Source organism: Paenibacillus sp. 2KB_22 (assembly GCF_052115745.1).
In the GTDB taxonomy this organism is placed as follows: Bacteria; Bacillota; Bacilli; order Paenibacillales; family Paenibacillaceae; genus Paenibacillus.
Genome location: NZ_JBFRHG010000005.1, coordinates 202,043 through 222,368 on the forward strand (window position 1 = coordinate 202,043; position 20,326 = coordinate 222,368).

The 20,326-nt window shown below is 44.0% G+C and carries 18 protein-coding genes and 1 pseudogene; 3 read left to right on the top strand and 16 right to left on the bottom strand.

The window, feature by feature from the left end; genetic code table 11:
- Positions 1-103: 103 nt before the first annotated feature.
- Together AB4111_RS24905 and AB4111_RS24910 are read left to right on the top strand one after the other, a co-directional pair.
- Positions 104-1,819, top strand: coding sequence for a copper resistance CopC/CopD family protein (locus AB4111_RS24905; protein WP_442033630.1), 1,716 nt, complete (start codon positions 104-106; stop codon positions 1,817-1,819).
- 424 nt (positions 1,820-2,243) lie between these two features.
- Positions 2,244-3,005 carry a YcnI family copper-binding membrane protein gene (locus AB4111_RS24910; protein WP_442033631.1) on the top strand — a complete coding sequence of 254 codons (762 nt, stop codon included), beginning with the start codon at positions 2,244-2,246 and terminating at the stop codon, positions 3,003-3,005.
- Between the two features lie 206 nt (positions 3,006-3,211).
- Here the strand turns inward: AB4111_RS24910 and AB4111_RS24915 are convergent, their stop codons facing one another.
- The 16 genes and pseudogenes from AB4111_RS24915 to AB4111_RS24990 form a co-directional block, all read right to left on the bottom strand.
- On the bottom strand, positions 3,212-3,643 hold the full coding sequence (locus AB4111_RS24915; protein WP_442033632.1) for a hypothetical protein: 432 nt from the start codon (positions 3,641-3,643) through the stop codon (positions 3,212-3,214).
- Positions 3,644-3,836: 193 nt separating this feature from the next.
- Positions 3,837-4,160 carry a hypothetical protein gene (locus tag AB4111_RS24920; protein WP_442033633.1) on the bottom strand — a complete coding sequence of 108 codons (324 nt, stop codon included), beginning with the start codon at positions 4,158-4,160 and terminating at the stop codon, positions 3,837-3,839.
- A 472-nt stretch (positions 4,161-4,632) separates the two neighbouring features.
- Positions 4,633-4,959, bottom strand: coding sequence for a hypothetical protein (locus AB4111_RS24925; RefSeq protein ID WP_442033634.1), 327 nt, complete (start codon positions 4,957-4,959; stop codon positions 4,633-4,635).
- 192 nt (positions 4,960-5,151) lie between these two features.
- The gene (locus tag AB4111_RS24930; protein ID WP_442033635.1) at positions 5,152-5,460 is read right to left on the bottom strand and encodes a hypothetical protein; all 309 of its coding nucleotides are present in this window, start codon (positions 5,458-5,460) and stop codon (positions 5,152-5,154) included.
- Positions 5,461-6,008: 548 nt separating this feature from the next.
- The gene (locus tag AB4111_RS24935; protein ID WP_442033636.1) at positions 6,009-6,404 is read right to left on the bottom strand and encodes a hypothetical protein; all 396 of its coding nucleotides are present in this window, start codon (positions 6,402-6,404) and stop codon (positions 6,009-6,011) included.
- A gap of 15 nt (positions 6,405-6,419) precedes the next feature.
- Complete coding sequence (locus tag AB4111_RS24940; RefSeq protein WP_442033637.1) at positions 6,420-6,878, bottom strand: hypothetical protein; 459 nt, start codon at positions 6,876-6,878, stop codon at positions 6,420-6,422.
- 156 nt (positions 6,879-7,034) lie between these two features.
- Positions 7,035-7,232, bottom strand: coding sequence for a hypothetical protein (locus tag AB4111_RS24945; protein ID WP_442033638.1), 198 nt, complete (start codon positions 7,230-7,232; stop codon positions 7,035-7,037).
- A gap of 205 nt (positions 7,233-7,437) precedes the next feature.
- A complete protein-coding gene (locus AB4111_RS24950) occupies positions 7,438-7,728 on the bottom strand; it encodes a hypothetical protein (RefSeq protein WP_442033639.1) in 291 nt (96 codons plus the stop codon).
- Between the two features lie 1,386 nt (positions 7,729-9,114).
- Positions 9,115-9,282, bottom strand: a pseudogene (locus AB4111_RS24955) (RHS repeat-associated core domain-containing protein); the annotation flags it as partial.
- Between the two features lie 456 nt (positions 9,283-9,738).
- Positions 9,739-10,074, bottom strand: a complete 336-nt coding sequence (locus AB4111_RS24960) for a DUF3969 family protein (protein WP_442033640.1) — start codon at positions 10,072-10,074, stop codon at positions 9,739-9,741.
- A 15-nt stretch (positions 10,075-10,089) separates the two neighbouring features.
- Complete coding sequence (locus AB4111_RS24965) at positions 10,090-14,901, bottom strand: RHS repeat-associated core domain-containing protein (protein WP_442033641.1); 4,812 nt, start codon at positions 14,899-14,901, stop codon at positions 10,090-10,092.
- Between the two features lie 33 nt (positions 14,902-14,934).
- Positions 14,935-15,156, bottom strand: a complete 222-nt coding sequence (locus tag AB4111_RS24970; RefSeq protein ID WP_442033642.1) for an RHS repeat domain-containing protein — start codon at positions 15,154-15,156, stop codon at positions 14,935-14,937.
- Between the two features lie 222 nt (positions 15,157-15,378).
- Positions 15,379-15,651 carry a hypothetical protein gene (locus AB4111_RS24975; RefSeq protein WP_091018402.1) on the bottom strand — a complete coding sequence of 91 codons (273 nt, stop codon included), beginning with the start codon at positions 15,649-15,651 and terminating at the stop codon, positions 15,379-15,381.
- A 51-nt stretch (positions 15,652-15,702) separates the two neighbouring features.
- Complete coding sequence (locus AB4111_RS24980) at positions 15,703-16,995, bottom strand: lipase family protein (RefSeq protein WP_442033709.1); 1,293 nt, start codon at positions 16,993-16,995, stop codon at positions 15,703-15,705.
- A 57-nt stretch (positions 16,996-17,052) separates the two neighbouring features.
- A complete protein-coding gene (locus AB4111_RS24985; RefSeq protein WP_143786547.1) occupies positions 17,053-17,334 on the bottom strand; it encodes a hypothetical protein in 282 nt (93 codons plus the stop codon).
- A 358-nt stretch (positions 17,335-17,692) separates the two neighbouring features.
- Positions 17,693-18,949: a DUF445 domain-containing protein gene (locus tag AB4111_RS24990; RefSeq protein ID WP_442033643.1), complete on the bottom strand. Its 1,257-nt coding sequence runs from the start codon at positions 18,947-18,949 to the stop codon at positions 17,693-17,695.
- A gap of 333 nt (positions 18,950-19,282) precedes the next feature.
- Between AB4111_RS24990 and AB4111_RS24995 the strand changes: the two genes are divergently transcribed.
- Complete coding sequence (locus tag AB4111_RS24995) at positions 19,283-20,110, top strand: aldo/keto reductase (protein ID WP_105601560.1); 828 nt, start codon at positions 19,283-19,285, stop codon at positions 20,108-20,110.
- The last annotated feature ends 216 nt before the right edge of the window (positions 20,111-20,326 follow it).

The window sequence follows — 20,326 nt, forward strand, 5'->3', positions numbered from 1 at the left end:
AATGTAGTCATACGCAGTCATTTTGGACAAAGTTATAATGGGTTAGATTGTGTTTAATGGGCCATGTATGACTACAAATCTATAACCTGAGGGTGATGATTTTTTGATTTTGACAAGCTTTACCCTGAAATGGGGCAAACGGCACTGGGCATTGGTCACCAGCCTGTTGCTTGTGTGCTGCCTTGTTATGCCACAGTGGGCATCTGCCCATGCTTATATTGTTAAGGCTTCGCCAGGAGAGAACGAGATACTCGTAACCGCTCCGGAGCGGCTGACGCTGGAGTTCAACGAATCCTTGCAGACGGCTTTTTATGATATTAAAATTACCGGGCCTGACGGTACTCAGGCAGATGACGGAACGGTACAGATTGATGCGAATCGACCTCATATTCTGGAGACTGGCCTGCGGGCTGGACTCGGGAACGGGACTTATGCCGTCAACTGGAAAGCTGTGTCTGCCGATGGGCACCCGATTCAAGGCGCCTATGTTTTCCATATCGGTGAACCATCCGGTTCTCCTGCCGGACTAAGCGATCTTACATCTGGTTCCGGTTCAACAGGTGGGCCGCTGAAATGGATCGTATCCCTGACAGACTGGATTCAGTATCTCGGATTGTCTGTCATCCTGGGGACACTTGCATTCTTGCTGCTGCGAATCGCACCAACATCCATGACAAGAGAACCTATGGACGTTCCGGGTAGCTACAGATTGTTATGGATCAGCTATGCTGCCGCTTCCTTTGCCGCGCTGGTCAGCCTGCCACTGAATACGTTATATGAATCTGGTGTGGCTCTGAACGAACTAAGTTGGGGACTGATTGGGAGTGCCCTCAAACTGACATCTTTTGGTCAGATCTGGATGTTACAGATGCTCATTGTCATGCTATTGGCCGTCACGATTCTCTCCGGATATGATCGTGATCGATCCATCCGTGCTCGCATCTGGTCTTCTTACGGGTCACTCGTGCTCGTGCTTGGATGGCTGTCCACTCATGCCATGACGGGACATCCGGCTGCGGCGGATCAACGTGCTCTCGCGATTGCCATGGACTTCGTGCACCTGATCGGTGCCGCTTTCTGGATTGGTGCATTGACTGCCATGGCGATATGTCTGCCTCCCCTCGCCGACAAGCTGCCTTCGAAGGTGCGAGGAGAAGTCTACTGGACTGCCATACGCAGGTTTACCGCTTGGGGGATTGGCGCCGTAGCCGCTCTGGTCGCTACAGGAATATACAGCAGTCTGATTATTCTACCAGCTCCTGTACTGACCTCCTTGTTCACTACAGCCTATGGTCTTGTTCTGATCGGCAAGATCGTCCTGCTGATTGTGATGGTTCTCTTTGCATGGCGTCATGCGCGACTCGCTAGAGCAGCAACGGGGAGCAGATTGTCCGGCAGCCTGAAAGCCGAGCTTGCTACTGGTGCTGTAATTCTTGCTCTTGCTGCCGTACTGACACATCTGTCTCCAGGACAACCGACGGCAGTTGGACCGTATCAGGAGACAAAGACTACAGATGATGGCTCGGCGATCACACTTCAGGTGAGTCCCAATGTGACGGGAGAGAACCAATTCGAAGTTGATGTCAAACGTGCAGATGGCAGTATCGTTAATGATCTGGAACAGATCACGCTGTCACTCACACATCTGGACATGGATATGGGGATCTATGAGATTACCATTCCGAAAAACGACACCGGTGTGTACAAGGCTGAAGATTACATCTCCATGCCTGGACGTTGGAATATCAAGGTACATCTGCTAACCAAATCGCTGGATGCACTGGATGCCGAGTTCGAGATCGACACCGCCAAACCATAGTTACACAACGTTTATATTGAAAAGTGACCCATTCTAAAATCAGTGTTTCTACTAACTGCAAATGTAGTGAAGGGAACGAAATTGATTCTGGAGAAGCGGAGCTAAAAGCTTTCTGATTTACACGAGAACGGAGAGGACAGAAATAGCGTGAAGAAGCGAAGCGTTCGCCTAAAAGCTTTCTGAAAGAAAGCTGCTTCGGAAGCATATGCTATCCCCGGATTTTCCCCTTTGAGAAAAGGGAATGCAAAAAATCTGGGGATAACAGCGATCGGAAGGCTATTCTGTCATCGAAGTAGCAAGTGTAACTGCTTTTAATCACTCGAAAGAACCATTCGTAACCGAAACGGCCTTTGCAGAGCGTAGACACTCATTTAAGAAAATGAGCCGCATCATATATGATAAGAACTGAGAGGGGTTATTTATTTTGAAGAAAACATCATGGATTTCCAAACTAACATCCACTATCGCAACAGGTACCGCGGCATTCATGCTATTCGCCGGTTTCGCTAGCGCTCACGTTACCGTTAGCCCATCCGTTGCACAGACAAGCGCATGGCAGACATACACGATTAAGATTCCATCCGAGAAAGATCTGCCTACAACCAAAATCACCATGAAAGTTCCGGAAGGTGTGGCATTCAAGCAATATCAGCCACTGGCAGGCTGGAAAATCACCACCGAGAAGAACGATTCCAATGAAGTCACATCGATCACATGGGAAGTTGAAGGCGATAACGAGGGCATCATCGCAGGACAATTCCAACAATTCAACTTTGTTGCACAGAACCCGAAGACCGAAGCTGAAGTTGCTTGGGATGCCTTCCAATACTACAGCGATGGCAGCATCGTAGAATGGACAGGCCAACCAAGTGACAACAACCCGCATAGTATTACAACGATTAGTGAAGATCCGGCTGCTGCTGGTAATGCTGCGGCAGGTGGAGATCATCATAGCGCCGGTACTTCCGATGAAGGACATGATAGTGCAGCTACCGATGATAGCAAAGCAAACGATGACACCACGCTGGGCGATGCACTCAATGACACCGTTACAGGTGAGCCGAATAACACGGATACAGACCCAGGTACATTGAAGCTTCAACAGGCCACATTGATTGTATCCATTCTGGCCCTGATCCTCTCCTTCCTGGGAATCGCTCTGGCGACACGTCGCAAAAAACGTTAAGAACGCTTAGCAGCACACATTAATTTGAAATAGCAAAGAAGCCTATGGCATACGGGAAACCCCGATATTAAATGTACCCTTTAATTTCAACACCATGGAACATTTCATCTTATAGGGTATTTTGTTTATAAAGTTGCCCTTTAATTTCTGACAAAAAAACCTTGAGGATGTTTCTCCTCAAGGTTTTTCATTAGGGTAAAAGAACTTTATACATGTTCTTGGTAAGAAATTGATTCAAATAAGGGACCAAATACAGGGATCAATTTGGTCATGTACCAATTTATATCAGTTATATTGATGTAAGCCTCTACTTCAACAACTTTACGGTTTATATCAGGACTCATTAAAAAAGTGCCGTTCTCACGAATTAAAAAAGTACCTCCTCTATTCGTATCTTTCCAAGTCATTCCAACCCCGATTAATTCTCTTTGCTTTTCTTTTGTACTTAGAATCTTTAACAAATCTTCTTTAGAAATACTTACGTGTTGCCAAGCATAATTATCATCGTCACCAATAGGCAGGAAAGTTGCATGTCCGTGATCGTTATACGACCAACCGAATTTTTCTAATTTGCTTAGAATAGTCATTCCTGATATTTGCTTTGATAAGCATATTTCAATAGATGATGAGATAGACATGGATCATCTCTCCTTTTAATCTAAGAATTCCTTAAGACAATTCTCTTCTTTGTAAGCCAATCCATAATCGCTTAAAGAACCCGCCAATTAGAGTATAGAGAGTAAGTGGCATCATTTTGTGTTTGAATCTCATGTCTAGCACTACTCATACCTGATTTAAATTTCGTAACTCCACCAAATATAGACCTTTCTTCTAATTTGTCATTCTTAAATAATCATCTAACTCACTTCCATCTAGTGAAAATAAGGACTCATAAATACACAACTCTTCTTCCTCATAAATAATTTCTATAAATACAGATACAAAACTAACCGGCTCGTCAAATCTATAACTAATTGTTAAGCTTATTTTGCTAATGTTTGTATCTAAAAGATTCAAATCCACATTATCAAATAACTCTCTATACTCATCCGGCTCCTCCATTTTATAGTTTTCCATATATGACCAAAAGGCTTTTTTAGCACGTTCAATTATATCGTTTGTTGAAGCCCAGTTTAAGAGTTCATCGGTGTTCAAACTTCTCAACTCCTTGATTATTAATGTAATCCCTTTTTAAATTGATCAAAAATAAATTTACCTGCCCCCAACCCCTCCAAAGGGTTCTTTGCCGGCCTTATGGACTCTCGGCTGGAGTCGACATAGATTAATGGATTGTTCTATACGTACAGGTTCAAACTCGACGGGGGTGAAAAGGTCATACCTCGAGCACTCCATTTGCTTAAATTAGATATTCTCATAGTTGCCCTGATAAGTACATCTCAATAGATAATGAGACAGACATCGATCATCTCTTCTCTTAATCTAAGGATTCCTTAAACCAATTCCCTTCTTTGTGAGCCAATCCTCAGTTGCTTGAGGAATATGAAGATTTGGGTATAGACAGTATCTCGTGCAACCCTATTTTATTTATTCGTATCACTGGTGATCTTTTAAATAACTTTCGATAAGTAAAAACTAACTAGTTTTATTTATCGAAACATACAAATTGTTATTTTATAAAAAAATCACCGATGCTACTTTTATCAATAGGTTTTAAATTTTCAAAATATTTTTGTTCATATAGCGCCTTAATCGTTAATTGAATATTCTCTTTACTTACTTCTCTCACTAAAACTAAATTTGGTTCAATTGAATAGTACCCGTAATTCTCCAATTCTGATTCGAAATCCTGTTGGAGCCTTACGATATCATATACGTATACACGGTATATAATATCTGAGACAGTAACAATGACATCGTTTCTATACCCTTTACTAATTGCTTCATATTCCGCTAATTCCGTGTCCTCAAGAAAATAAACTTTGATCTCATCCATGATCCCACCTCCATTATTTTACCGGTGATACTTTAAAGGGAAAATCCGGTGACAAAGGAGAACGCTTCGCTTATTGCAGCTTTTTCCTGATCTTCTCATAATCGTTTAAATGATTAGTTCAACTTATATATTACCCCTATCTGATTTGTTTTCCTAAATCCACCCAATTTCCCTCCCCACCTAGCTGCTTGGTTAAGCACTCCTCAAAGTCTTTCCAATTAGATCTTTAGCACTTGAAACCTTACAACAGCCGCCCGATTGCAACCCACTAATCAATTGATCTTCACCCAATGAAACAGGATATACATCCCCATCCTCAAACATATTTTTGATTGCTTCATCATAACTTTTTGCAAATTTCATGACATATGAATCAAGACCTTTAACAAATGTTATTTTGTAGAAAACTCCATTGTAGAATAATAAAGGAATGCCATTAACATTACTTCTCTCGAATTTCAAATCTTGAATTAACGAATCTATTCTCTTTTGAATTTCCATACAATCACCTTAACCTTTATTTCGGTCTGGACCAGCAAACAGCAAGCTCGTCATAACGTTCCTGGACGGTCATTCCGTCTGCACAAATTACATTAATTAAACGACCACCTGCTTTGAGCAGATGGTCGTTAAGGTATACTAAAGAGGTATTCTCACTATTCTAATCGTTGCTATCCAGTATATATGTCTTTATTACAGTATCCTGATCAAATACATAAATTCTCTCACAGTTTAAGCATCTCCATACATCATATCGAGGAAATGGTATTGTTCCTGGGTCAATTGCGTTCCCTAATTTTTAATATTATCCCACTCTTGTCGGTGTATACCCTTAATTCAACGTCATTAGGTGCTTTTGAGTTAGATAATGTTGCACCACATTTGCATTGTAACCTCGCCATAAAAACAATCCTCAGGGTGCACTTCAAATTTTATCGTTTAAACCTTGTTTTTTTCCCAATGTCTAATTCTAAAGGCAGGATCTTCAGCAATCTTCAAAACTTTTCACAAATCTAAATAAGCTTTATTTCTTAAAATATCATTCTTTGCTAAACATTAAATATTGAAATATACTCTATTGGCGCAGTGAGTTCATTCCATTCCTCAATATCCTCAAGCTCAAAACAAATTCCAGGATAATCTTGAAGTGTATATACATAATCTTCTTTATTATACCTGACACCAATCCGGCTTAAATCTAGCATGTTATTGCCTATCCCTATACATTCTAAGAATTTGCCGGAATAAGAACCGAAAGCCATTATTTGCGATATAACCTCTCTCTCTTTTAATATCCAGAACTTCAAGTTCTCCGTAGTTAGAGTGTAATGATTTTCCAAAGATTCTTCTGTATAATCCCCATAAATTTCTTTTTTTAAATCGTCCATAGTCCACCCAAGCTGATAACGCCCCATACACTTACTATTGATAATTTTTTCGGACAACGCGACCCACCTCATTTATTGTAATTTTATGATATTTATACCTTTGAATTCCTTACCTATGAAGAAGTCAATGACTTGGCCTGATTTAACATCAATAATAACTGTTTTCCCATCGTAAGTTATTGCTCGTTGAGTTGCTCCATTTAACGACCCTGAACCGTTCCAAGTTCCTTCAACAATACTGGACTTAGGGTTGTTTTGATTCTTTGTAGCAAATTCTTTAGCTGCTGCATCATAGGCTTTTTTAGATTCATACCCCATCCCCCTTCCGTGTTTATTAAAATGATCACCAAGTTGATACATTTTAGATTCAGAGACGTTGATAGCCTTAACTGATCCTTGACTCGATTGCCCGTGACTTGAAGTCGATGGCTTAGGCTTACTACCAGCCGATTCACTTCCACCTTTACTTCCGCCCCCCACCAAAACTTCCTCCAGATGATCAACCTGCACCAGCACTGGTACTTCCTGCACCCAATACCTCCAAAGAGTTCTTTACCGGTCTTTTGGACTCTCTGCTGAAGTCGACATAGATTAACGAGTTCTTTTCCACATACATATACATGTTAACTCTGTTCGGTTCTGCGTTATCCCCTTCTTAGGTATCCTCATTGAGGAAACGCCACAGGTTCAGATCATACCAACGTAAATATCAGAGTCCTGTTTCCTCATCCCAGTATTTACCGCATATCGGAGCACATTCGGGGTCTCTTCTTCCATCACTCGTGGATTGTCCCACGTATCATAGGTATAACGATTTAGTGTATCACCTGCTGCATTTTTCAGTGCGTTGATCTCCCGGTAACCGTTCTTCCAGTACGTTTGCATTCCGTTCTCACCCGGCACTTACCGATCTTGTAGCTCCACTTGAGTTGTGCACCTAACCTGTTGTGATTAAATACATTAAGCAAGATTTTTCTTCAAAGTCTTATTCACCTTGTTATCTTTATTGATTCTCCAATGAAGAGTAACCTTAAGCAACCTGTTCTCTATACATTGCTTAAAAAGCCCTAAAAGAGAACCTTCAGGGCTTTCACATACCTAAATTTGATTCATCTCTGAATGCTTCAGCTAATGCAACACCTTTTAGCTCTAATAATTTTTTATAATTAATTTGTTCGTTCTTAATCCAAATGTGTGCTAAAGACTCACCACAACTTGCCACTACCATCTCATCATAGCAATTATTGTTTGAAACATTAATTAGAAAATCGATTGTCTCCTCATCTTGAAAATTAATTCCCAAGTCAATTACTGCATCATCTTTCTCTGCATCACTTGTTTTAGGATCTAACAAGATTTCCAATAGAATCTTTTTATTCATACTAATCAGCTCCCAAGGGGATTATGTGTACCTATGCTTCGATCACCCATTTCACCAGTAAAAGGATTGATATATGATCCCTTATCATCTAATCTTGCATCAAAACGAGGTTGATTACTTCCTGCTTGTAAGCCTTCTCTTGTACTTGCTTCAGATTTAATTTCCAGCCCCCAACTAAATACTCCATCCTTACCTTTTATTCCCCATTGTTCGACGCCTCCTGAAGTATTTTGTTGTACCCAACCTTTTGCTTGCGCCCATTTTCTCAGGTTTGCAGTGTTCTTAGAAATACTACCAGTATCTTTGACTAGACCATCACTAGTAGGTTTCGTAGACTGACCACTACTTGAACTCGATGGCTTACTACCAGAAGAGCCACCTTTACTTCCGCCCCACCAATTTGATAACTGATCTTACCGAGACGACCTGAGACCTGAAATCATTTCTCCCAAACCATACGTTCTCATCCCTGCTCCAGCCGAAGGCTAGCATGCGGAGAGCTACTGATTAATTCTTTATAAGAAAACAACCTTAAGGATGTTTCGCCTCAAGGTTTCATCAGGGGAAAGAACTTATACATGTTCTTCGTAAGAAACTGACTCAAATAATGGACCAAATACAGGGATCAATTTGGTCATGTACCAATTTATATCAGTTATATTGCTGTAACCCTCTACTTCAACAACTTTATGATTAATATCAGGATTCATTAAAAAATGGCCGTTCTCATGAATTAAAAAAGTGCCCCCCTATATTCGTATACTTCCAAGTCATTCCAACTCCGATTAATTCTCTTTGCTTTTCCTTTGCACTTAGAATTTTTAACAACTCTTCTTTAGGAATACTGATGTGTTGCCAACAATAGTCATCTTCGTCACCGATGGGCAGAAAAGTTGTATGTCCGTGATCGTTATAAGACCAACCGTATTTTTTCTAATTCACTTAGAATAGTCATTCCTGATATTTGCTTTGATAAACAAATTTCAATAGATGATGAGAGAGACATGGATCTCTCTCCTTTTAATCTAAGAATTCCTTATAAGCAATTCCCTTCTTTGTGAGCCAATCCATAATCGCTTAAAGAATCCGCCAATTAGAGTATAGAGAGTATCTCGCGCAATGCTATTTTATTTATACCTATCACTGGTGATCTTGTAAATTACCGTAATTCTCCAATTCTGATTCGAAATCCTGTTGAAGCCTTACGATATCATATACGTAGACACCGTATATAATATCTGAGACAGTAACAACGACATCGTTTCTATACCCTTTACTAATTGCTTCATATTCCGCTAATTCCGTGTCTTCAAGAAAAAAACTTTAATCTCATCCATGATCCTACCTCCATTATTTTACCGGTGATACCTTAATTAGATTCAATTACGTATCTTCATTAATGAAGCGGGCCATGGACGGGTCATACCAACGTGCTCTTAAATACTGTAGCTCCGTCACTTCGTCCCAATACTCTCCGGCATAACGCAAGACGTTCGGGATGGTTTCCTCTGTTGTTTCCGGGTTGCCCCAGATGTCATAGTTGTATCGGTTCATACGTTCCCTGATACGGCTGGATGTGTGGATGCGGTTCAGCTTGTCTTAATAGATAAACAATCCAGCGTGTTCACCTGCTGCATTTTCAACTACATCCAACCTGTGCCCTCCGATTTACCTTCTGCCATAAGCCCATCACCATTTAGCGAAAGCGAACCCTGCCTTCATCGTACCTACTTCGGTCAGATGATTTCGTTGATTACAAATGTATTTTTTCAGAAGGATCAGATCGATGCCAAATTGTAATTTATTTTTATTTTATATACATAAATACACCTAATGGTTTTAATAACATCAGGAATTTTGTGAATATATAATATTATCTGAAGTAATTAAGGATTAATTCATAAGAAAGGGAACTCCAACTGGCATTAGGCCAATCAGAATCCCTTTATATGATGGTTTATTATAAATCTTTATTATTTAAACTAATTTGAGAAACCGCCTTGAGACCTATCATTTAAATAGTTTTTCAGTGGGTATGTTTGGGGCCGGTAACTGCCTTAATGTGTTGATAGTATCCTCCTTAAGCCCTGAAATAGTAGATTGTAATTTTTGCGGTATTAAACTCTCAACATCCTCCAGTTCACACCCAGATTTAATTATTTCTATTACTGCATTCTCTAAGACCATATTCTCTAAAATGTCTACTGTAAATGGATTAAACAAATATCCTTCTATCTCTTCGAGATTGACCACACCCTCTTCAAGAGCAGTTAGCATCCCTAATCCTAGAATTGATACAATCCTTTCTATTTGAACTTTATCAGAAACTTTTAAATTCAATTCCATATTATTCTTCACTCCTTAATTGTTACTCCAACCAAACTTAACCTTAACATCAAATACCTTTCCTGAGGCACTCTCAAAATAATGAATTGACACCTCTTTACCGCTGGCATTGTAACCATCCTTATATACTTTTTTCCACTGTCCAGATTCTACGTTTCTTAATTTTTCAAGAACATCCTTATTATTAACATTAACTTTTTTTGTTCCATTTTGAACACCTTTGAATCCTTCAGGATACTTGGGAGCCTTTTTGATAGAATCGTAGACGTTATTAATTTTCCCAGTCCCTTGACTCGTCTGACCACTACTTGAGGTCGATGGCTTACTACTACTTGATCCGCTGTTACTGCTTCCTCTACCCCCTCCTTTACTTCCGCCACCACCAAAACTTCCTCCAGATGATCGACCTGCACCAGCACTGGCACTTCCGCTCCCAGATGCTAACCCCTCTAAAGAATTCTTTGCTGGTCTTTTGGACTCTCCACTAGAGTCGACATAGATTAATGGATTGTTTTCCACATACGTGTATAAATGCAAACTCAGCGGATTCGTGAGTTCCCCTTCCACCGTATCTTCATTAATGAAACGGGCCGTGGACGGATCGTACCAACGAGCTCTTAGGTACTGGAGGCCCGTTACTTCATCCCAATATTCCCCCGCATAACGCAAGACATTCGGGACGGTCTCTTCTGTTGTTTCCGGGTTGCCCCAGATATCATACGTGTATCGGTTTAATACATTGCCGGACGCATTCCGGATTTCCGTCACATCCCCGTGACCATTCGTCACATAGGACTGGAGTTGGCTCTCTCCGGCGATCTGCCGGGCGGTCAGTTTTCCAGTGGCATCATAGACGTACCCTACCGTGATCTGCACCGCTCCTGTACTGCCGACTGTACCTTCGGCCACCAGCAGTCCACGACCATCATAGTAGTAACGAGTCGTCTGACCTCCCGTACTTCGTTCAGTCATCAGACCGTCTCCATTGTAACGGTAGCTCACCGTCTGGGCGTTAACCGTAGCACCTGTCAGTTGATTGCGAGCATCGTAGGTGTAAGAAGCTGGCACAGGCGGGCTCCACTCCCGGTCACTTTCCAGACTGCTTCGGTTATCCCGCACATCGTAGGTATAGGTCTCCTGATACGGACTGGCGGTTTTGATACGGTTCAGCTTGTCATACGTGAATTGGGATGCGATCCCCTGATCTGTTTTGCTCGTCATATTTCGGTTGTTATCATAGGCATAGCTGTAGCTCGGACCGTTTGTTCCCTGGAACGTATGGCTCAGCCCGGTCAGATTCAGTCCGTTGTATGTGTAGGTCTCTTTCCAACCAGACCCGGCACTTTGCTCGGCCAGACTGTTGTTGCCCCGATAGGTGTAGCCGAAGCTGCCTAGGACCGTTCCGCTACCATTGGTTACGTTCAGTGATGCCGGAAGTACAGAAGCTCCCTTGTATTTCGTACCCAAATTGAGCGTGTAATTACCTTGCTGGAAGGTCTGATTAGTTCGTACGCCTCGGGCATCGTAACCCATCGTCAGCGTAGCTCCGTCTGGATACGTGATGCTCTCCAGTTCACCGACCGGCGTATACCCATATTGGGTGTTTCCGGTGGTATCGACCATGCCGGTTCTCCGACCCATGGCATCATAGGTATACGAGAGCGTGCCGTCACTAGCCCGGTTCTCCAGTAGGAAGTTGCGGCTGTTGTATACGTAGGTGCGTTCCTGCCCTTTGCGATCCAGCACCTTCGTCACATTGTCATTCGCATCATACGTATAGGTCGTGACTTGGCCTAGCGGATCGGTCTGGACCAGCAAACGGCCCAGCTCATCATAACGTTTCTGGACGGTCTTTCCGTCTGCATAGGTTACTTTGGTTAAGTCACCACCCAGATTGTACGTGTAACTTGTCTTTTTATTCTCGGCATCGGTCACCAAGGTGAGACGCGACAAGGCATCATAGCTGTTTGTGGTCAGGTTGCCGTTTCCGTCCGTGACAAAGATGACGTTGCCCACGCTGTCATACGTGTAGGTGGCCAAAGCCACGTTGCCGCTAGCCTTAAGCTCTTCCTTTTTAATAACTTGGCCCATGACATTATGGGTCTCTCGAATGCGGTTGTTTTCGCCATCGGTGATGGTCAGGGTGCGTGCTGCATCATCATAAGCCATTTGAGTGGTGGACGTTCCATCCTGCTGGCGAATGACCCGATCAAAGGCATCATACATGTACGTGATCGTTTGTCCTGTGGGGTCCGTCTGAGCGATCATCCGGTCATACACATCATACGTGTACGTTTTGCTACCCCGTACATTCGTTTCACTGGACAACCTGCCCAGCGGGTCAAATCGGTATACCGTTTGGCTAAGATCAGGTGTCTTGACCGTCAACGTATTATTGACATCATCATAGACCAGGGTGGTGATGCTTCCGTCCGGGTTCTTCTCGGACGTGACACGTCCCAGCTTATCGTAGGTGGTCGTTGTTGTATTCTGGTTGCCGTCGGTATAGCTGTTCATTTCGCCAGTGTCGTTATACCCGGCTTGCACCGTAACGGTAGAACTCTTCCCGGCCGCATCCGTAACTTGGACTTCCTGCCGGGTAGGCAACATCGATTTGTAACCAAACTGCTGACGAACGATGGTATCCGCCGTCTCTCTCTTCAGTTGGAGAACGATCGGGTTTCCGTATCCATCATATTGATAATTCGTCTGGCCTAGAAGATTGCCTTGACTATCCCGTATGACGGACTGTGTTAATGAACCGGTAACCGAATCATAACTGTAATTCGCGGTTGCCTGCTGGCTGCTACCGCCCGTTTCCGTACTTTGAGTAAGTACAATGACTGGAGATAAGTCATACCCGCTTAAAAACTTCATTTCGTAGGTGGACTTGACGGTGGCTCCAAGTGGATTCGTCTGGGAGATCACCTGCCCCCAATTGTTGTACTGCAGGGTCGTGACCGCTGCACTGGAAGCCCCGGCTGTATCATACGAACGTTCTTCAATCCGGGTCGGTACATTCCGGTAAGTGGCTTCATTGTACGAATAGGCTGTAACCCGCCGCTGATTCCCTAGAATTGCCCGGTTACTAGTTTGTGTATTATAGACCACATCCGGTTTGTCATGTGCGACAAATTGTTTCTTGAAACTGTACTCGGTTCTGGTTAGTCCATCCTCTACCGTGGTCGTAAAGGAATTGTTTTGTCCGTATACTGCACCAATATCGCCGCTATAACTTACATTGATTTGGCTGGATACTTCCTGTCCTGCTGTGCTGTAGTACACTCTGCGCTGACCATATCGAGGTTGGGTCTCCGCACCAGTCGGTCCCAGCTTGCGCAGGACGGTTCCACCAAAAGTATATTGCGTCATCGCTTTGGTTGGATGCTCAATGGAGGCCAACACGAGCCAGTCATTCCATCCCCAATAGACCTGCTGATCCACTCCTGTGTAATCCTTATAGAAATCAATCAGGTTGAAAAGTAAGCCATTCCATCGAAGATACCCATACTTTGTTATTCTTCCTTCTGCATCAATGACGTGATCGAGCAAGCGTTGAGTACGATTGTTGCTCGTCACATTTCGTGTTTTATAGGTAACCACTCGATCATTAAAGGAAGCTTTGACCTCATTCGCGCTGTATGAAAAATCCATCGTTTGCACGGGCTGCCCCTTGCCAGCCCGAGTCATAACAAAACTAAGAACGGTGCCGTAATTTACGTTGGTGGTGTAGTAAAATTCAATGGTGTTATTATACTGATTACGAATTTGCAGAATGTTGCCCGCCTGATCAAAATATTGAACAATTCCGGTATTGTAATCTGTTAAAACATAATAAGCCTTTTCTCCTGATACATAGAGATCGGAGTGTACAAGTCCAAAGTCCAGATTCTCCCATGGATAGCCTGCTAGCCCACCTCTGTCAGAATCGGCGAATGTACCGACTCCCGGAATATGAACATACGTCCCACCGCCTTCATGCTTCACATAAGGTAAATCCCAAGTCCAGCCTTTACCAATTGGAAATTTTTGTTCTTCTGTTGTCGATTCGGTTGTGTTTTTAAAATCGGGATTTACTCTTGCACCAATCTGGTCCTTGCCCAGCGAACTGTCATACTTGCGACGCAGAGTAAAATCAAGACCGTTTACCCCCGGCATGACCAGATCCACCACGCTTATATTGAGCGAGCCATCGCTCGTGGAGATACTATCATTTACCGATCCCACTCCATAAGGAGCCTGGTCGAACTTGATGGACTGACGCTGTAAGGCGATGTCATCATAACCGTTGGCAGCGAGAGCGAATGAATGAGGTGATGCATACACCTCATCTGTTACAGATGCCGTCTCAGAAGCCTCAGGATCATCGTATGTAGCCTCTGTCACCGAAGGCTCATCCACCCGTCCCAACGAACCGGCTTCATTGTCAAAGGTTACCGATTCAGAACTAGCCGTGAATGACTGATTTAAGACATCGGGATACCTCTCTTGTATGTATACCTCATATGAATCCCCTTGTTCCTGAGCAATCAACGCCTGATAGATTTCATGTAGTGCGTATCCTTTGCCCAGTTCAAGGATGATCCAATCCCGTTCCACTTGAAAACGTTCCGATACGCTCGTAATGGTAATAAGCTCATTCGAATCCACAGCGCCTCCCAACGCGGGGTTCAATAAGTCATCGCCGTATACATCTTCTGTCACACTCACGGTATTCCGTGTGTCATCTGATGAAGAAGCTGCGGCATGTTGTATCCCAAGTTCGGGTGGAAATAATATCGAAGCCAAAAATGTGAAAATCAGTAGAATGGATAACCTTCTTTTCATATCATTAGTCTCTCCTCGTATGAATTGTACTTATCACTTGGTTGCACTCTGAACGATTTTCAATAGATTTCCGTTGGTATCATACTGGTATGTATATACCTTTCCACTCGCGGTCGTCACCGATGTTAATCGATTGTTGGCATCATATACATAGATCGTTTTCCCAGCCGCATCTACAGACGAAGCCATGAATAATATCCCCAGACCTAATACGCATGCTCCAGTCCACCTTGTCCATTTCCCTTTGTTTTGCAATTTGATTCCTCCCTATGACAGATTAATTGGATCTTCCTAATTATAGTAAAACCTTTTTGTAACTTTCTATCAAAATATGTCATTTAATCCATAATATCCAGAATAATTGTGGCAATCGCAAAGAAGCCTATGGCATACGGGGTCAACCCCGATGTACCATAGGCTTCTTTTTGTCTATCCATGCTGATTGCCATCCGCAATATGGCATCAGCCAACCACTCTTTAGCGTTCCTGATCCGTCTGGATCATAATTTCAATATATTGCAGCAAGCTTTTCTTCTGCATTTCGATGGATTGAATACGTTTGGACAGGCCCGCAAAAAACTCTTCAATCTGCTGCCTTGTATAATCAGCAGACTGCCCTTTCCAATCGTTCAGGCGACTGTATAGCGCCCTCGCTTCCTGTTCATCGGCTTGCAGACGGGCAAGCAGCTGTGTCAGTTCTTTTTCCGCAATTCGAAGATCATTCAATTCCACCAGCAATTGTCCACCCACTTGCGTTCCCCTCCCCCATGTACGTGATAGCGACACTAACCAACCTGATTCCTAATTAAAATGAACCGGACTCTCGTCCGCCTGCCGGAAGGCATCTGCTTTCTCATCAATAAAGTTCAGGAACTGGCTGGTATGTTTCATATGCCATGTGCTAAGTTCTTGAATCGACGCGTCCAGTTGGGTGACAATGGGCTCCAGCCTGCGACTTCGGCTTGTATGCAGGTATTGAGCCATGCGGCTTCGTACCTGATTCAGCTCAGCATTGCATTGCTGTGCATTTTGCTTCCACCGGGAGGCGACACTTTTCAGTTCTTCTGGCGTTACCTGAATCAAGCCGGATGCACCTGCCCCAAGAGCCATACCGCCGCCAGACCTGAAACCTAACGGACCGAGGTTCTTGCTGAACGGCCCCATGTGATCCATAAGGCGTGGTGAATAGCGGACTCTCTCTCCAGTAATCGGATCATACAGATCATTGGATATGTATCCATTTTTGAAATTATATTGATCCAGACTGTGATAGTTCTCTCCGCCAAATGAGTTCTTGGCTTTATCAATAATGCCCACTCCATCGTTTGCATCCTCATAATTGGAATTAATGTAGTACGTCGATCCCACATGCCGATCATATCCGCCCAGCGTTCCGCTGGCTACCAGATCACTGGGATTGGCATAGTTCACAACCTGCCCGTCGAACTCACCCGCTTCAGCCCGGCGACGCATTTCTGGCGTCAAATTGCCCATTACCGATGGTGCACTAAACGTTACGGCTGGAATTCCGGTATAAGCAGAAGCATATTGTGCATTTCCCCCACCCAAGGAATGTCCGGTCATCGAGAAATTCAGATCCTTATGCTTGTTCTGCATGTGACTTGCGTAGTCTTCTGATTGATACATCTGATTGGCCCAGCCTGTCGGGGAAACGGTTTTTTCAATATCTTTTACGCGATCACCGGTCCAGTTCTCCACGTCTCTTACCCTGTCACCAGCCCAATTCTCCACTTTGGATATGCCCGTAAAATCCTTGACGCCTTGCACCCCTTTGTCGAGCCAATCCGGTGTAAGATTATCAACAAAATTCCCGGCCTCCTGCTGACCCTTGCGAATCAACTCTCCGCACCCAATACGACCATCCATGACAAAGTCTGGTACCGAACGATCCAGAGACGCACTTCCTTCTGTACCACGATAAGCAATGACGGCTTCCTTGGTCTCGGGATTATAAAATGTTACGGCATCAAAACCGGAAAGTTTGTTACTTTCCGTCCCTTCAAGGACCTCCCATCCGGGAAGTTCCGTTAATTTGTCTCCAGCCTTTTGATCCTGATAGGCCAGATCAGACATCGTTTTATACGTTTCATCATCAATGTTGGACCCGTTACTCAATAACTACACCTCCCTTTATTTAGCGTATGGATCATGTCCCTTGGCCATCATCACTTCTTCAATCTCAGGGCTAATGACCAGGTTCTTGGTTACCTTCTTTTTGTAGTCATACGAAATGCCAAAACTCTGATCTTCGTGATCTTTCACATGGCCTTTCAGCCCAATCTGGGACACTGCCATCTCCGGCAACAACTCTTTGCTTGTAATCACAACATCCAGCTCGAACTTCTGCTTGAAGTGCTGAATTACGGTTGCTTCAGCTTCCTTGTATAGCGCTTCCTTCTCACTTGCATTCATGTTCTGACAACCTCCCAGAAATATAGTCAACACCATCATTAGTGTGAATAAACCCTTCAACCATCCTGCACGTTTAATACGGATTCCTCCTCTGGGTAGAATCAGGGTGTTCACCATATGTGAAGTACACCCTATTCATCTGTTACCTGCATCATAGTACAAAATCAACATGAGCCATATCGGCTAACAGGATCGTTTTCATGTAACTTTCTTCCTATATGATTCATTCAGGGTACTTTGGTGTACATTACCCCGTTTCCTAATTCTTGCAACAGATACATGAGATTTTTCCCATCCACGACAAAAAGAGCCTGCTCTTTGTAAGAGCGGCCCTCCTTTTTGCCATTATCAACTGTTCCTATTCAAGCACCATCCGCAGAGCGGTCAGCGCAATCCCGATAATAAATCCGGTGACGGCTCCGTTGATCCGAATCCACTGCAGATCCTGCCCCACCTTATCCTCAATCATTGAGATCAAGGAGGCATTGTCCATTTTATCTACATTTTCACGCACGAGGTTACCGATTTTGGAATGATTTTTCTCCAGCAGTGTTGTGACGCCATCTACGATCTTGGCATTCATGCTTGTCATCAACTCGTGATCTGACCGCAGATCAACCAATACCCGTTCAATGGCAGGCAGAGCATATGTATCTACATACTGTCCATCTTCCATCGCGGCGAGCGCTTTTTCTCTCAGTTCGATGAGTTTGTTCAGCACCGTTTCCTCTGCGTTCCAGCCCTCAAGCATATTGTTCTTCCAGCCGTTGATTCCATCTTGCATAGCCTCGCTCATGGCCAATCGCACCGTCTGGGTACGTACCATATCAAGCACTTTGTACCTTAGAGCGCTGCCTTCACGTTTCATATCCTCTACCCGATCGAAGAGATATCCTTGTAAAATGCCACCCAGACGCTCCTCGTTCATATAACCAAGGAACGCATTCATCGCGAACTGCATCAAGCCGTTCATTTGAATGCCGCTGATCGCTTTCATTCCGCCTTCACCCAAAAACATCACCGTCTCGGGTTTAACCAGCCACTCCTCGGCTTGCTTCAGCCCATAGTCCAGTGCTTTGGCATCGTAACCCCGCTCTGTCATCTGATGAGCAGCCCGTTCCAGAATCGGACCCAGATCAAAGGCCCCCGCCTGTGACTTGATCTCAGCTGCTACGAGTGGAGCAATCTGCTCTAACGGCAGACCCGCCAGAATTCGTTTGCAGAGCGTATCAATCATGGTTTTAATCCCGTCATTGTGAAGCTCACGTGTCAACGTATCGAGCACTGTCTCTGCTGCTTTGAAATCTGCAATTTTCTCGGTAATGCTGTCTTTGTTGAGCAGGTTATTCTCTACTGCGGAGACCAGGCCTTCCGTCATTTTATCCCGATTTTTCGGCAGCAATGCCGTATGCGGAATTGGAATACCGAGCGGGTGACGGAATAGTGCGGTAACTGCGAACCAGTCCGCAAGTCCACCCACAAGTCCCGCTTCAAACGATCCTACCAGCAACTTGCCCACGGGAACGCCCTGGAACGGCAAGGATGCAGCAAATCCCGCTCCCATCACCACGAGAGACCAGGCTGCTGCTTTTTTGGTTTGTTTAGGTTTAGCCATTGTATTCTTGCTCCTTTATCATTAAATCGCACGGCCCGGCCTGTACCCGATTCCGCACTTCGTCTGTTCTTATGTAAACTCTCCAATAGCAAAGTCTTAACTTCCATATATCGTATACTTCATCTTATCACCCACAAGCGTCAAAACCAAACCTCTGCTTGGCGAAAAAGGACATTTGTTGTGTTACGTCGTAAAACGGACCGCTCCCTTTTCCTATACCAGGAATAATTTAGTATAATCAATCATAACGGCCCTTTGATATCGATTGGCTGCTGAACAGCAGGGTAATTACATAGTGGAACAATGAATCAATCAGAGGAGGAATTTCGGACCATGAAACACGTGCAGGACACAACCACGCTCTATAACGGAGTCAAAATGCCATGGCTAGGTTTTGGGGTATTCAAAGTTAAAGACGGAGACGAAGTCGTTCATGCTGTCAAAACGGCCATTCAAGCTGGTTATCGCAGCATCGATACAGCCAAAGCGTATAACAACGAAACAGGTGTCGCTCAGGGTATTCGTGAATCTGGAGTAGCCCGTGAAGATCTGTTCATTACTACGAAAGTGTGGAATAGCGATCAGGGATATGAATCCACACTGGCCGCCTTCGAAGCAAGCATGGAACGACTCGAACTGGAGTACCTGGATCTCTATCTCATCCACTGGCCAGTCAAAGGCAAGTACAAAGATACATGGAGAGCGCTGGAGAAACTCCACAAGGAAGGACGCATCCGCGCAATCGGTGTGAGCAATTTCCAGATTCATCATCTGGAAGACCTCATGATTGATGCCACGGTCAAACCTGCAGTCAATCAGGTCGAGCTTCATCCACTTTTGATTCAATCGGAGCTTCGTGAGTATTGCAACAAACATCAGATTCAGATCGAAGCCTGGTCTCCGCTTGGACAAGGTCATCTGATGGATCATCCGTTGCTTCAGGACATCGCCGCCAAATACAGCAAATCCCCCGCACAAGTCATTCTGCGCTGGGATCTGCAGAACGGCATCGTGACCATACCAAAATCCGTCACGCCTGAGCGTATTCGCGAGAACGCCGATCTCTACGATTTTGAGTTAACTCCGGAAGAAGTAGAGCAGATTAACGGACTGAACGAGAACAAACGCTTTGGTTCTGATCCCGACAACTTTAATTTTTAATATAAACATCATAATTCGATTACACCCGCCTTCGATCTCAGAAGAGCGGGTGTTTTGTCATGTGATGTTATAGGCAATCTATTCGTAGTTAAGAATGGAGGCGAGGACAGCTATTCAGTACCGAATCTGTGCCCAAAAAAAGTTTTTTTGACAGTTTAGAACTATTTGATCTCCTCATCAGTCTAACGAGTGTAAAGCGAACTCAAGCACTTATAT

What these genes read in the sequence shown, in the direction of transcription:
- AB4111_RS24965 (WP_442033641.1), bottom strand. Translation starts at nt 14,901, where the DNA reads ATGAAAAGAAGGTTATCCATTCTACTGATTTTCACATTTTTGGCTTCG.
- AB4111_RS24985 (WP_143786547.1), bottom strand. Translation starts at nt 17,334, where the DNA reads ATGAATGCAAGTGAGAAGGAAGCGCTATACAAGGAAGCTGAAGCAACC.
- AB4111_RS24915 (WP_442033632.1), bottom strand. Translation starts at nt 3,643, where the DNA reads ATGTCTATCTCATCATCTATTGAAATATGCTTATCAAAGCAAATATCA.
- AB4111_RS24960 (WP_442033640.1), bottom strand. Translation starts at nt 10,074, where the DNA reads ATGGAATTGAATTTAAAAGTTTCTGATAAAGTTCAAATAGAAAGGATT.
- AB4111_RS24990 (WP_442033643.1), bottom strand. Translation starts at nt 18,949, where the DNA reads ATGGCTAAACCTAAACAAACCAAAAAAGCAGCAGCCTGGTCTCTCGTG.
- AB4111_RS24995 (WP_105601560.1), top strand. Translation starts at nt 19,283, where the DNA reads ATGAAACACGTGCAGGACACAACCACGCTCTATAACGGAGTCAAAATG.
- AB4111_RS24945 (WP_442033638.1), bottom strand. Translation starts at nt 7,232, where the DNA reads ATGCAAACGTACTGGAAGAACGGTTACCGGGAGATCAACGCACTGAAA.
- AB4111_RS24930 (WP_442033635.1), bottom strand. Translation starts at nt 5,460, where the DNA reads ATGGAAATTCAAAAGAGAATAGATTCGTTAATTCAAGATTTGAAATTC.
- AB4111_RS24950 (WP_442033639.1), bottom strand. Translation starts at nt 7,728, where the DNA reads ATGAATAAAAAGATTCTATTGGAAATCTTGTTAGATCCTAAAACAAGT.
- AB4111_RS24980 (WP_442033709.1), bottom strand. Translation starts at nt 16,995, where the DNA reads ATGTCTGATCTGGCCTATCAGGATCAAAAGGCTGGAGACAAATTAACG.
- AB4111_RS24925 (WP_442033634.1), bottom strand. Translation starts at nt 4,959, where the DNA reads ATGGATGAGATCAAAGTTTATTTTCTTGAGGACACGGAATTAGCGGAA.